Annotated in this window: 12 protein-coding genes; 2 read left to right on the top strand and 10 right to left on the bottom strand. The window is 52.1% G+C overall.

Going from position 1 to position 12,770, the window contains the following annotated elements; all coding sequences use genetic code 11:
* Positions 1 to 63: 63 nt before the first annotated feature.
* The 6 genes from odhB to sdhC all read right to left on the bottom strand — a co-directional run bounded on the left by odhB (position 64) and on the right by sdhC (position 7,621).
* On the bottom strand, positions 64 to 1,290 hold the full coding sequence (gene odhB / locus M975_RS12465; RefSeq protein ID WP_064559859.1) for a 2-oxoglutarate dehydrogenase complex dihydrolipoyllysine-residue succinyltransferase: 1,227 nt from the start codon (positions 1,288 to 1,290) through the stop codon (positions 64 to 66).
* 14 nt (positions 1,291 to 1,304) lie between these two features.
* Positions 1,305 to 4,112 (bottom strand): 2-oxoglutarate dehydrogenase E1 component, encoded by a 2,808-nt coding sequence (sucA, locus tag M975_RS12470; RefSeq protein WP_064559862.1) that lies wholly within the window; start codon positions 4,110 to 4,112, stop codon positions 1,305 to 1,307.
* Positions 4,113 to 4,377: 265 nt separating this feature from the next.
* Positions 4,378 to 5,094, bottom strand: coding sequence for a succinate dehydrogenase iron-sulfur subunit (locus M975_RS12475; RefSeq protein WP_064559865.1), 717 nt, complete (start codon positions 5,092 to 5,094; stop codon positions 4,378 to 4,380).
* A gap of 15 nt (positions 5,095 to 5,109) precedes the next feature.
* Positions 5,110 to 6,876, bottom strand: coding sequence for a succinate dehydrogenase flavoprotein subunit (gene sdhA / locus M975_RS12480; protein WP_064559868.1), 1,767 nt, complete (start codon positions 6,874 to 6,876; stop codon positions 5,110 to 5,112).
* Positions 6,876 to 7,223, bottom strand: a complete 348-nt coding sequence (sdhD, locus tag M975_RS12485; protein WP_034458774.1) for a succinate dehydrogenase membrane anchor subunit — start codon at positions 7,221 to 7,223, stop codon at positions 6,876 to 6,878. The genes sdhA and sdhD overlap by 1 nt, the downstream gene beginning before the upstream one ends.
* Positions 7,217 to 7,621, bottom strand: coding sequence for a succinate dehydrogenase cytochrome b556 subunit (gene sdhC, locus M975_RS12490; protein WP_064512637.1), 405 nt, complete (start codon positions 7,619 to 7,621; stop codon positions 7,217 to 7,219). Before sdhC ends, sdhD begins: the two co-directional genes overlap by 7 nt.
* 279 nt (positions 7,622 to 7,900) lie before the next feature.
* Between sdhC and M975_RS23580 the strand changes: the two genes are divergently transcribed.
* Together M975_RS23580 and M975_RS12495 are read left to right on the top strand one after the other, a co-directional pair.
* Complete coding sequence (locus M975_RS23580) at positions 7,901 to 8,053, top strand: hypothetical protein (RefSeq protein WP_425339007.1); 153 nt, start codon at positions 7,901 to 7,903, stop codon at positions 8,051 to 8,053.
* 215 nt (positions 8,054 to 8,268) lie between these two features.
* Positions 8,269 to 9,552 carry a citrate synthase gene (locus tag M975_RS12495; protein WP_064559871.1) on the top strand — a complete coding sequence of 428 codons (1,284 nt, stop codon included), beginning with the start codon at positions 8,269 to 8,271 and terminating at the stop codon, positions 9,550 to 9,552.
* 82 nt (positions 9,553 to 9,634) lie between these two features.
* Here M975_RS12495 and M975_RS12500 read toward each other — a convergent pair whose 3' ends face one another.
* From M975_RS12500 to pxpB, 4 genes are all read right to left on the bottom strand, one after another.
* Positions 9,635 to 10,273, bottom strand: coding sequence for a hypothetical protein (locus M975_RS12500; RefSeq protein ID WP_064559873.1), 639 nt, complete (start codon positions 10,271 to 10,273; stop codon positions 9,635 to 9,637).
* Between the two features lie 92 nt (positions 10,274 to 10,365).
* Complete coding sequence (gene nei, locus M975_RS12505; RefSeq protein ID WP_064559875.1) at positions 10,366 to 11,157, bottom strand: endonuclease VIII; 792 nt, start codon at positions 11,155 to 11,157, stop codon at positions 10,366 to 10,368.
* Between the two features lie 17 nt (positions 11,158 to 11,174).
* Positions 11,175 to 12,107 carry a 5-oxoprolinase subunit PxpC gene (pxpC, locus tag M975_RS12510; protein WP_064559876.1) on the bottom strand — a complete coding sequence of 311 codons (933 nt, stop codon included), beginning with the start codon at positions 12,105 to 12,107 and terminating at the stop codon, positions 11,175 to 11,177.
* On the bottom strand, positions 12,101 to 12,757 hold the full coding sequence (gene pxpB, locus M975_RS12515; protein ID WP_064559878.1) for a 5-oxoprolinase subunit PxpB: 657 nt from the start codon (positions 12,755 to 12,757) through the stop codon (positions 12,101 to 12,103). Before pxpB ends, pxpC begins: the two co-directional genes overlap by 7 nt.
* Between the last annotated feature and the right edge of the window lie 13 nt (positions 12,758 to 12,770).

A 12,770-nucleotide genomic window follows, 5' to 3' on the forward strand; every position in this document is an offset into this window, starting at 1 on the left:
GGTGCGCTATTCATGCCAGATGGTGCGCAGCTTTCGGCCTACAGTGCAGGTGATGCTTTAAAACTAAACGTCCAGCAGCAGACGAGTCGGGTCTTCGAGCAATTCTTTGATTGCTACCAGATAACCCACTGACTCACGGCCATCGATCAAACGGTGATCGTAAGACAGCGCCAGATACATCATTGGCAGGATCTCAACTTTACCGTCAACCGCCATAGGACGATCTTTGATAGCGTGCATGCCGAGGATCGCGCTCTGCGGCGGGTTGATGATCGGCGTTGACATCAGGGAACCAAACACACCACCGTTGGTGATGGTGAAGTTACCGCCAGTCAGGTCTTCAACTGTCAGTTTGCCGTCACGGCCTTTCACTGCCAGTTCTTTGATGCGTTTTTCGATGTCAGCCATACCCAGGGTGTCAACATCACGCAGTACTGGCGTTACCAGGCCACGTGGAGTAGAAACCGCGATGCTCACGTCGAAGTAGTTGTGGTAAACCACGTCTTCGCCATCGATAGAAGCGTTCACTTCTGGATAGCGTTTCAGCGCTTCAACCACCGCTTTGATGTAGAAGGACATGAAGCCCAGACGTACACCGTGGCGTTTTTCGAAAGAATCACCGTACTGCTTACGCAGATCCATGATTGGCTTCATGTTTACTTCGTTAAACGTAGTAAGCATGGCGGTGGAGTTTTTCGCTTCCAGCAGGCGCTCTGCAACACGTTTGCGCAGGCGAGTCATTGGAACGCGTTTTTCGCTACGGCCAGCAATAGGTGCAACCGGCGCTTTAGTTTCTTCTGCCGCTTTAGCTTGAGCAGGTTGCGCCGCTTTCGCCTGAGTCAGATGTTTATCAACATCTTCACGGGTGATTCGACCACCAACGCCGCTGCCTTTAATGGCGTTAGCATCCAGAGAATGTTCTGCAATCAGGCGGCGAATAGCCGGGCTGAGTGCGTCATTGCTCTGCTCTTCCAAAGAAGCCTGCTGGCGCTGCGCTGGTGTTGACTCTTTGCTTTCTGATTTCGCAGAAGTCTCTTTACCCGCGCTGTTGCCTTCACGCAGGCGGCCCAAAATTTGACGAGAAGTGACAGTCGTACCTTCATCTTCCAGTACAGCATCCAGAACACCATCTGCAGACGCCGGTACTTCCAGTACCACTTTGTCAGTTTCGATTTCCACCAGCACTTCGTCACGGGTCACAGTGTCACCCGGTTTTTTATGCCAGGTGGCAACGGTCGCATCGGCAACGGACTCAGGCAGGTCAGGAACTAGAATATCTACGCTACTCATTTTTTATCCTTTAATTAATCGACGTTCAGCGCGTCATTAACCAGATCTTGCTGCTGTTTCTGGTGAACGGACAAGTACCCTACCGCAGGTGATGCGGAGGCCGGACGACCTGCATAACGCAGACCTGATCCAAATGGAACTACTTCACGGAAATGGTGCTGACTGCAATACCATGCGCCCTGGTTAAGCGGCTCTTCCTGGCACCAGACAAAATCATGTACGTGGGCAAATGGTTTTAATGCTTCCTGCATCGCCTGATGCGGGAATGGGTAAAGTTGTTCGATGCGCACAATCGCGACATCTTTTTGGTCGTTCTTACGACGCTGTTCCAGCAAATCGTAATAAACCTTACCAGAACACATTACCACGCGTTTCACGCCAGCTGGATCCAGCTCGTCAACTTCGCCAATTGCAGGCAGGAAGGTGCCGTTAGCCAGTTCATCCATAGTGGAAACTGCCAGTGGGTGGCGCAGTAAGGATTTAGGTGACATCACCACCAGCGGACGGCGCATACCGCGCAGTGCCTGGCGACGCAGCATGTGGTAAACCTGAGCCGGAGTAGAAGGCACGCAAACCTGCATGTTCTGCTCGGCACACAACTGGAGATAACGTTCCAGACGCGCAGAGGAGTGCTCCGGGCCCTGGCCTTCGTAACCATGTGGCAATAACATGACCAGGCCACACATACGACCCCATTTCTGCTCGCCAGAACTGATGAACTGGTCGATAACAACCTGAGCGCCGTTGGCAAAATCGCCGAACTGAGCTTCCCAGATGGTCAATGTGCGCGGTTCAGCCGTCGCATAACCGTATTCGAATGCCAGTACCGCTTCTTCAGACAGCACGGAGTCCCATACTTTGAACTCGCCCTGGCTGTTGTGAACGTGTTGCAGCGGCGTGTAAGTCGAACCATTTGTCTGGTTGTGAATCACAGCGTGGCGGTGGAAGAAGGTGCCACGGCCCACATCTTCACCGGACAGACGCACTGAAACGCCTTCATCTACCAGTGTTGCGTACGCCAGGTTTTCAGCAGCACCCCAGTCGAATTTCTTCGCGCCGTTCGCCATTTCAGTACGGTCGCTATAGATTTTCGCCACCCGTGACTGCATTTCTACGGTTTCAGGTGCGCTGCTAATACGCTTAGCCAGCTCCTGCAAACGCTTCATTTCTACCTTGTTCGGATAGCTCTCATCCCACTCGTGGTTGAGGTATGGCGACCAGGTAAAGGAATGCATGTTCATTGGGCGATATTCTTCAACCACACACTCGCCAGCATCCAGCGCATCACGGTAGAGATTCACCATTTCGGTGGCATCTTCAAGCGTTGCCAGCTTTTGCTGTTCCATGCGGTCTGCATAGATCTTACGCGGCGTCGGGTGCTTCTTGATTTTCTGGTACATCACAGGCTGCGTTGCACTTGGCTCATCAGCTTCGTTATGACCATGGCGACGGTAGCAAACCAGATCGATAAACACGTCGCGTTTAAAGGTGTTACGGAAATCCAGTGCCAGGCGGGTTACAAACGCAACCGCTTCCGGGTCATCCGCATTCACGTGGAAAATCGGCGCCATCACCATCTTACCGATATCGGTACAGTACGGTGTAGAACGCGCATCCAGTGGGTTGGATGTGGTGAAACCAATCTGGTTGTTGATAACGATGCGAACCGTACCGCCCACTTCGTAACCACGCGCTTTGGACATGTTCAGGGTTTCCTGAACCACGCCCTGCCCGGCAACCGCTGCGTCACCATGAATGGTGATTGGCAGAACCTGGTTAATGCCTGGTTTTTCCAGACGGTCCAGGCGCGCACGCACAGAACCGATAACCACCGGGCTGACGATTTCAAGGTGCGAAGGGTTAAACGCCAGCGCCAGGTGAACCAGGCCGCCTTCGGTTTCAACGTCAGATGAGAAGCCCATGTGGTACTTCACATCACCGGTGCCGAGGTGTTCTTTATGCTTACCGGCGAACTCGTCGAACAGTTCCTGCGGTTTCTTACCTAATACGTTGATCAGTACGTTCAGGCGGCCACGGTGCGCCATGCCCAGAACCACTTCACGTGTGCCGCTCTTACCCGCATGGCGGATCATCTCTTTGAGCATTGGCACCAGTGCGTCACCGCCTTCCAGCGAGAAGCGTTTTGCGCCCGGGAATTTCGCACCCAGGTAACGCTCAAGGCCTTCGGCTGCGGTCAGCTCACGCAGGAAACGTTTTTTCTCTTCAACAGTAAACGTTGAATGCCCAACGACCGATTCGATACGCTGCTGGATCCAGCGTTTTTCTTCGGTATTGGTGATGTGCATATATTCCGCACCGATTGAACCGCCATACGTCTGCTTCAGCGCATCAATCAGATCAGCAAGCTTCATGGTTTCTTTGCCGCTGGCAAAAGAACCCACATTGAAGGTTTCCTGGAGATCGGCTTCAGTCAGATTGTGGAATGCAGGGTCAAGATCGGGAACCGCATCCTGTTTCCACAGGCCAAGTGGGTCAAGGTTTGCTGCCTGATGACCACGGAAACGCCATGCGTTGATCAGCTGCAACACTTTGACTTGCTTAACGTCGGTGTCAGGGTCGGTAATTGCGGTGGAATAACGTGAGGCATCCTTCGCCAGACGACGGAAATAATCACGTGTTTTGGAATGGAATTGATCCGGTCTGGCCCCGGTTCCAGGTAATTGCTGGAACATTGAGCGCCAGTGCGCATCAACAGAGTCAGGATCGGTTAAGAAGTCTTCATAGAGCTGCTCTATCCAGGACTGGTTTGCACCTGCCAGGTAAGAGGAATCCAGCCAGGCTTTCATTTCGCCGTTCTGCATCGTGATCCCTTAAGCATTTATATGCTTATTTCGCCGTGAATAACTATTGCGTACACATGTGGTACACATTACCGGGGTTCACAACTACGAGCCTTTTTCCTTTCCAGGCGGCTCGAGAAGGAACCTTTAAAAACTGTCGCAATAGGGCAGTTTTTAAAGGTTTCCTGCATTTATTCCCCTCTCCCTCAGGGAGAGGGTCGGGGTGAGGGTTGTGTCCAGCATCGGTCGCCCTCACCCTAACCCTCTCCCCCAGGAGAGGGAACTATCAGGCACTCTTTTGCAACAGCATCGACTTAATGTGGCCGATGGCTTTCGTCGGGTTCAATCCCTTAGGACAAACACTGACGCAATTCATAATGCTATGGCAGCGGAATACGCTGAAAGCATCACTGATTCCGTCAAGACGACTTGCGGTTTCAGTATCACGGCTGTCAATCAAGAAGCGGTATGCAGCCAGTAAACCTGCCGGACCAATGAATTTGTCCGGGTTCCACCAGAACGATGGGCAGGATGTCGAGCAGCACGCACACAGAATACACTCGTACAAACCATCCAACTTCTCACGCTGCTCAGGTGATTGCAAATGCTCACGAGCCGGTGGATTTTGCCCATTATTCAACAGGTAAGGTTTAATCTTCTCATATTGAGCATAGAATTGCCCCATGTCTACAACCAGATCGCGCACAACCGGTAATCCAGGCAGTGGACGGATGACAATCTTCTGCTTTCCGTTACCCAACGCGGAGACTGGCGTGATACAAGCCAGGCCATTCTTACCGTTCATGTTCACGCCATCGGAGCCACAAACCCCTTCACGGCACGAGCGACGGAACGATAGCGTTGGGTCTTTTTCTTTCAGTTGCATCAGCGCGTCAAGCAACATCATGTCGCGCCCTTCTTCCCCTTCCAGGGTGTACTCCTGCATACGCGGAGCATCGTCAACATCCGGGTTGTAGCGATAAATAGAGAATTCGAGTTTCATCACTTTGCTCCGCTATTAATAAGTACGCACTTTCGGCGGGAATGCCGGACGCAGTTTCGGCTGCATGTTCACCTCACGGCGCGTCATGCTTTCCGACTCAGGCAGATACAGGCTGTGGCACAACCAGTTTGCATCGTCACGGTCCGGATAGTCGAAGCGGCTATGTGCGCCACGGCTTTCGGTGCGGAAGTTAGCGGAAACAGCGGTAGCAAAAGCGGTTTCCATCAGGTTATCAAGCTCCAGGCACTCAACACGCTGGGTGTTGAACTCGCTTGAAGTATCATCCAGACGGGCATTTTTCAGGCGTTCGCGGATTTGTTTCAGTTGCTCAAGGCCTTTAGCCATGGCGTCACCTTCACGGAATACCGAGAAGTTGTGCTGCATACATTCCTGAAGCGCTTTACGGATTAGTACCGGGTCTTCGCCGTTACGGTTGCCGTTCCAGCGGTTCAGGCGTTCCAGCGCGGCATTAATTTCGTCTTCGGTCGCATCACGCAGTTCGCCTTGCTCGGCGATAGACTCCAGCAGATGCATGCCCGCAGCACGACCAAACACTACCAGGTCGAGCAGTGAGTTACCGCCCAGACGGTTGGCACCGTGAACGGATACGCAGGCGATTTCGCCGACGGCAAACAGACCAGGAATCAGAACGTCTTCGCCCTGCGCATTCACGGTCAGCGCCTGGCCGGTCACTTTGGTCGGAATACCGCCCATCATATAGTGGCAAGTTGGGATAACCGGAATAGGCTCTTTAATTGGGTCGACGTGCGCAAAGGTACGAGACAGCTCAAGGATGCCCGGCAGGCGGGATTCGAGAACTTCTTTGCCCAGGTGGTCGAGTTTCAGTTTAGCGTGTGGGCCCCATGGGCCGTCACAACCGCGACCTTCGCGGATTTCAATCATGATGGAGCGAGCAACAACATCGCGTCCAGCAAGGTCTTTAGCGTTTGGCGCATAACGCTCCATGAAACGCTCGCCATGTTTGTTCAGCAGATAACCGCCTTCACCACGACAACCTTCTGTGACCAGAACCCCTGCCCCGGCGATACCGGTTGGGTGGAACTGCCACATTTCCATATCCTGCACCGGAACACCCGCACGCAGCGCCATACCAACACCGTCGCCGGTATTAATGTGGGCGTTAGTGGTGGACTGGTAAATACGGCCTGCACCGCCGGTTGCCAGAATGGTTGCTTTCGCTTTGAAGTAAACCACTTCGCCCGTTTCGATACACAGCGCGGTCGTCCCCACCACTGCGCCATCGGCATTTTTCACCAGATCCAGCGCATACCATTCGGAGAAGATCGTGGTTTTGTTTTTCAGGTTTTGCTGATAAAGCGTGTGCAGCAATGCGTGACCGGTACGGTCAGCCGCTGCCGCAGTACGTGCCGCTTGCTCGCCGCCGAAGTTTTTCGACTGGCCGCCAAACGGACGCTGATAAATAGTGCCATCATCAAGACGGGAGAACGGCAGCCCCATGTGCTCCAGTTCCAGAATCGCTTCCGGGCCGGTTTTGCACATATATTCAATGGCGTCCTGGTCACCGATATAGTCGGAACCTTTTACCGTGTCATACATATGCCATTCCCAGTTGTCTTCGTGAGTATTACCCAGTGCTACGGTAATGCCACCCTGCGCAGACACGGTATGGGAACGGGTTGGGAAAACTTTTGATAACAAGGCGCAGGTCTGGCCGCCTTGTGAAATTTGCAGTGCGGCGCGCATACCTGCACCACCAGCACCGATCACAACTGCATCAAATTCTCTGACTGGTAAACTCATTACACACCCCACACCACAACGAATCCATAAATGACGTAAACCAGCAGTGCCACAACAATCACGAGTTGCAGCCCAAGACGAATCGCCACTGGTTTAACGTAGTCGGTCAACACCTGCCACATGCCAATCCAGGCATGGATCAAAATTGAGAACAATGTCAGCAGGGTGAACACTTTGGTGAAGGCGGAGCCGAAGAAACCACTCCAGACCTCGTAGGTTAAATCGCCGGTTACAGCGAAGAACCCGATCATATAAATGATGTACAGGGTGATTACGATGGCGGAGGCACGAACCAATATATAGTCATGCACACCATTGCGACCTAATGCGGAGGCATTGCTTACCATACGAGGACTCCTGCGAGAAGTGAAAGCACGACAGTAATAACAAATGAAATCATCGCGGATCGTTTGCCCGCTATCAGGGTTTCTTCCAGCAAACCGGTGTCCATCATGATGTGGCGAATGCCCACAACCACGTGATAAGCCAGTGCTGTGAGGATGCCCCACATAATGAATTTAACAAAGAAGCTACTCATTATTGCTGACGCAACAAGGAAGCCTTCTGGAGATGAGAGTGACTGGCCCAATAACCAAAGTAGGATGCCTACAGCCACAAAGGTGATCACGCCGGATACACGATGGAGGATGGAAGCGATTGCAGTGACAGGGAACCTCATCGTTGTGAGATCGAGGTTTACAGGTCTTTGTTTTTTCGCATTTTTTATCATGAATAGCGCCCACATGCTGTTCTTATAGTTTCCTTCCTCCGGGCCTGCAGGCGGGGTCAGACAGCGTGAACTTTCTATAACTGTGCGTCATGCAAAAACAGCTACATCCAGATGCCAAAAAGCTGGCTACAACGCTGGGTGGCGCCCGGTGGCAGGGTATTCCGGAGACCTGGCGGCAGTATAGGCGCTTCACAAATTCATTACAATTAACCTACATATAGTTTGAAGGGCTTTTGGTCTGAACAGTGAGCAGGATCACGATAACAACATTATTTTAAATTTTAATCATCTGATTTGACAAAACTTAAACATTCTTGTTACAAACAGAGCCAGAAAAGCCGTATAGTTCGTAAAAGTTATAGGGTCAGCCTTTCACCTGAGAATAAGTTATGTAACAGTGTGTCGGTATTGACCCCATCAATCAGGACAGTTATTAGTGGTACATGAATTTGAATAATGTGGATTGCTACCGCTTTGATTTGCTGATTTTTCGCCTGCGTGACTCGTGTTACCTGCAAGCGCCCATCGCTCTGTACCCTGCGTTACACTGATACCAAAACAGAGCTGAGAGCCAAATAAAAAACTGGTAAGAGTCGCGGTCGGTTTGAAAGCAAGTCGGGCATCCGGCAGTCTGATGAAATAAGGCGCTAAGGAGACCGTAAATGTCTGATAAAAAAGCAACCCTCACCTACAACGGTGATGATGCTCTGCAACTGGATGTGTTAAAAGGCACACTCGGGCAAGATGTAATTGATATCCGCAGTCTTGGTTCTAAAGGTGTATTTACTTTTGACCCGGGTTTTACCTCCACCGCATCTTGCGAATCAAAAATCACCTTTATCGACGGTGATGAAGGCATTCTGTTGCACCGTGGTTTCCCGATTGATCAACTGGCAACCCACTCTAACTATCTTGAAGTTTGCTATATCCTGCTGAACGGCGAAAAGCCGACCCAGGAACAATACGAAGAATTTAAAACCACCGTGACCCGTCACACCATGATCCACGAACAAATCACCCGTTTGTTCCACGGTTTCCGTCGTGACTCCCACCCAATGGCCGTAATGTGCGGTGTAACAGGTGCGCTGGCTGCGTTTTATCATGACTCCATGGACGTGAATAACCCACGTCACCGCGAGATTGCAGCGTTCCGTCTGCTGTCCAAAATGCCGACCATGGCAGCCATGTGTTACAAATATTCTATTGGTCAGCCGTTCGTTTACCCACGCAATGACCTGTCCTACGCCGGTAACTTCCTGAACATGATGTTCTCCACTCCGTGTGAGAAATACGAAGTTAACCCAATTCTGGAACGCGCAATGGACCGCATTCTGATCCTGCACGCGGACCACGAGCAAAATGCTTCCACATCAACCGTTCGTACTGCCGGCTCAAGCGGCGCGAACCCATTCGCGTGTATCGCAGCGGGTATCGCATCCCTGTGGGGACCTGCGCACGGTGGTGCTAACGAAGCTGCACTGAAGATGCTTGAAGAAATCAGCAGCGTTGAACACATTCCTGAATTCGTTCGTCGTGCTAAAGACAAGAATGACTCTTTCCGCCTGATGGGCTTTGGCCACCGCGTGTACAAAAATTACGACCCGCGCGCCACAGTAATGCGTGAAACCTGCCATGAAGTTCTGAAAGAACTGAATCTGAAAGATAACAACCTGCTTGAAGTGGCGATGGAACTTGAGCATATCGCGCTTAACGACCCGTACTTCATTGAGAAGAAACTCTACCCGAACGTGGACTTCTACTCAGGTATCATTCTGAAAGCAATGGGGATCCCTTCTTCCATGTTTACCGTTATCTTCGCGATGGCGCGTACTGTTGGTTGGATTGCTCACTGGAATGAAATGCACGACGACGGCATTAAAATTGCCCGTCCGCGTCAGTTGTATACTGGCTACGAACAGCGTGATTTCAAATCCGATTTGAAATAAATAAGTTCGTTTCTGGAAAGTAAAAACGCGCCAAATGGCGCGTTTTTTTATATTTGAAACAGGTCCTGAACCCCGCGCATAGTTACGCCTGCGGGGTATCCGTCAGATTAGTAATGCTCACGCCCTGCGGTGTCGATGTTTGCGATTCAGTCGGCGCCTGAATGGTTGGCGTCAACTCGGTGACTTTCGGCGGTTCCTGTGTTTCCGGCGTTGTGACTGGCACGGCAGGTGCTTGAGTCTGAGTCTGCTCGGTGGCCGAAGGCTCAGGCTCTTCAATTTGCTTCGGTATCATCGGAATGGGTTCTGCCGGAATCGATTCTGACTTCGGTTTCGGAACTGGGGATGAAGCGCGGACGATAAATGTCGGCTTGCCGTTCGCCACAGAATAGGTCACATGGCTGATAACATCGCTCGATGTCGACACTTCGACAGGCGCGATGGTCACACGACCAATCAACGTCCGGGCATAGCCGCCGACTTTATGTTTACCCTCTGGCAGTTGAACCTCGAGACTCTCACTCGTCCCCAGCGTACCGGCATCCTTGCTATCAATAGTCACGTAAATTGCAGTGCCATCGTCAGTTTTAGTCGGGATATGCGTCACAGTCACCCGCGAGGAGCCGAAATCGAAAGCCGGTGCCTGGTCGGCAGTTTTCGATTTTGTGCATCCCGTGAGGGCTAAAACGGCTGCCATGGCAGTCAGGGCGAAACGATAACTCATAGTACAACGTCTTCCTTTAAGATTTTTTTGTGATCAGCATCACAATATACCCGATCTCTGCCAAATGAGATAAACGCATTGTTCAGGATTGTTTAATGCTGACAACCTGGGCACCAATAAAATGGTCTGGAGGAAAGCATTGTTTTCTCGATTATGCCGCCGCAGCGTTCGCACTTCTGCCCTGCACGATGAAACACCTTAAAGCTAAAAATCGCCCCATGATGCTTATTTTCATCGACATTCCCCCGCGTATTGTAGGAATGTCGCGGAATATCCAACAGCGCATGCGACAGTTTATCGAGTTGTTCGGGGGTTAAATCCTGCGCTTTATGCTGCGCCAGTAAACCCACCGCCCAAAGAATTTCAACGCGCAGATAGTTTCCTAATCCAGCCAGAAATGCCTGATCCAACAACAGACCGCTGAACTGCCGCTTGCGAAATCTTGCCGACAATAATCGTTCTTTCACCTGCTCGGCACTCAGAGTGAGATCTAACACATCCGGGCCAACGCGGAGCAAAAACGGATGGCTCGCCAACCCCTCCGCATCCAGCATTTCAATGTCCGAGGCGCTATAGAGCAAAATAGCTTTATCGGGTGTCTGCAATTTAACGCGTAACACACGGGTGGTTTCCGGCATTTCCCCTGCATTTACCACACGCCACACGCCGTAAAGCTGGTTGTGGCTGTAGAGTGTTAATCCGTCAGAAAAATGCGTCAGTAACGCTTTACCGCGCGTTTCGATGCGCTCGACGTGTTGGCCGACAAGTGCCTGTTCAAACGCTTTTAAAGCTGGAAAGGCAAACCAGGCCGCAGTGATAGGCTTACCTAAAACCGCGGCTTCGAGTTTATCTGCCGCTCGTCGTATTTCCGGGCCTTCTGGCATCACATTATCCCTGAAAATCAGTCTTCGTTATTCAACCGCCACGCCAATTGCTCGAGATAAATTTGCTGTTCCCGGCGTGCTTTAAGCGCTTCTTCCAGCGTGCACTGCACGAAATGGACGGGTTCGCCGAGTCGTAACTGTGCCAGATTAAACATATCCGCTTCGATAACACAGGCGATCCTTGGGTAACCGCCCGTGGTCTGCGCATCGTTCATCAGCACGATAGGTTGCCCGTTGTGCGGCACCTGAACCACACCCGGCAATAAACCATGGGACAGCAGCTCGCGGTCAGTGTTGCGCTCAAGATGCTGGCCCTGCAAGCGATAACCCATACGGTTACTTTGCGGGCTTAACTGCCACGGCAGACGCCAGAAAACATCTTGCGAGGTTTGGGTAAATTCATGGTATTCCGGCCCTGCCAGCGCCCTGACACGGTTGCCCCACAACAGTTGTTTCACACCCCGCGCTTCGCGGAAATGTCGGGTTGTGGGCAGCAGAGGGATTTCATCCCCATCTTTTAGCAAACGGCCCGCGAAACCACCAATTTGTGCTTTCAGGTCGGTACTAAAAGAGCCTAAAACCTCAGGAACATCCAGCCCACCCGCGACAGCAAGATAGCTGCGCATTCCGCGATCGGGTGCTTTAAGTTTTAATTGTTGACCCGCTTTCACGGGCAACCGCCAGCCAGTCCAGACGGCGTGGCCATCCAGTTCTGCGTGGCAGCCAGCGCCCGTTAACGCAAACCAGCCATCCTGGGTAAATTCAACAACACAGTGGCCGAGCGTGATTTCCAGCGCGGCGCTATCAGGCGCATTACCCACCAGTATATTGGCGATTTGCAACGCAGGGTTATCAAGCGCGCCGCAGCGGCTAACGCCCAACTGTCGGTATCCGTAACGCCCTGTGTCCTGCACTGACATGTGCATCCCGGCACGAATTATTTTCAGCACACGCCCTCCTTTTGAGGCACAAAACGGACGGTATCACCCGGCGCCAATAGCGTTGGTTTTTCATCTTTAGGGTTAAATAACTTAACGGATGTCTGGCCGATTATCTGCCAGCCGCCGGGGGTCGCCAGCGGGTAAATGCCCGTCTGACTGCCACCGATTCCAACGGAGCCCACGGGAACCATCAAACGTGGCTCAGCACGCCGCGGCGTAGCAAGCGTGGGTGCAAGCCCGGCGAGATAAGCAAACCCTGGCTGGAAGCCGAGGAAATAGACCACATAATCCGCCGCTGAATGCTGCTCCACGACCTGGCGTGGCGTTAACCCGCAATGTTCCGCGACTTCCCGTAAATCCGGGCCGCAATCGCCGCCGTAAGTCACAGGGATTTCAATGCGACGTGATTCAGCCACCATCGCCTCGCTTTCTTCCCACCAGCGCTGAATCCGTTCAATACCATCCAGCGCAAGACTTTGCGGCTCGCGTAACACGACTGTGATGTTGTTCATGCCGGGAATCACTTCTGAAACCGCAGGCGCTTCCATCAGTCGTTGGGTTAATCCCCAGATTCGTTGCTGGCTTTCCAGCGATAAAGGCGGTTCCAGCTCCAGAACCACTGCACTTTCACCTAACAAATAACACCGCGCTCTTTGCACTTTTGCTCCTTGG

The sequence above is a fragment of the Buttiauxella brennerae ATCC 51605 genome (genome assembly GCF_001654925.1).
Lineage (GTDB): Bacteria > Pseudomonadota > Gammaproteobacteria > Enterobacterales > Enterobacteriaceae > Buttiauxella > Buttiauxella brennerae.

Coding starts and splice junctions, on each gene's coding strand:
- odhB (WP_064559859.1), bottom strand. CDS start 1,290: ATGAGTAGCGTAGATATTCTAGTTCCTGACCTGCCTGAGTCCGTTGCC.
- sucA (WP_064559862.1), bottom strand. CDS start 4,112: ATGCAGAACGGCGAAATGAAAGCCTGGCTGGATTCCTCTTACCTGGCA.
- M975_RS12475 (WP_064559865.1), bottom strand. CDS start 5,094: ATGAAACTCGAATTCTCTATTTATCGCTACAACCCGGATGTTGACGAT.
- sdhA (WP_064559868.1), bottom strand. CDS start 6,876: ATGAGTTTACCAGTCAGAGAATTTGATGCAGTTGTGATCGGTGCTGGT.
- sdhD (WP_034458774.1), bottom strand. CDS start 7,223: ATGGTAAGCAATGCCTCCGCATTAGGTCGCAATGGTGTGCATGACTAT.
- sdhC (WP_064512637.1), bottom strand. CDS start 7,621: ATGTGGGCGCTATTCATGATAAAAAATGCGAAAAAACAAAGACCTGTA.
- M975_RS12495 (WP_064559871.1), top strand. CDS start 8,269: ATGTCTGATAAAAAAGCAACCCTCACCTACAACGGTGATGATGCTCTG.
- M975_RS12500 (WP_064559873.1), bottom strand. CDS start 10,273: ATGAGTTATCGTTTCGCCCTGACTGCCATGGCAGCCGTTTTAGCCCTC.
- nei (WP_064559875.1), bottom strand. CDS start 11,157: ATGCCAGAAGGCCCGGAAATACGACGAGCGGCAGATAAACTCGAAGCC.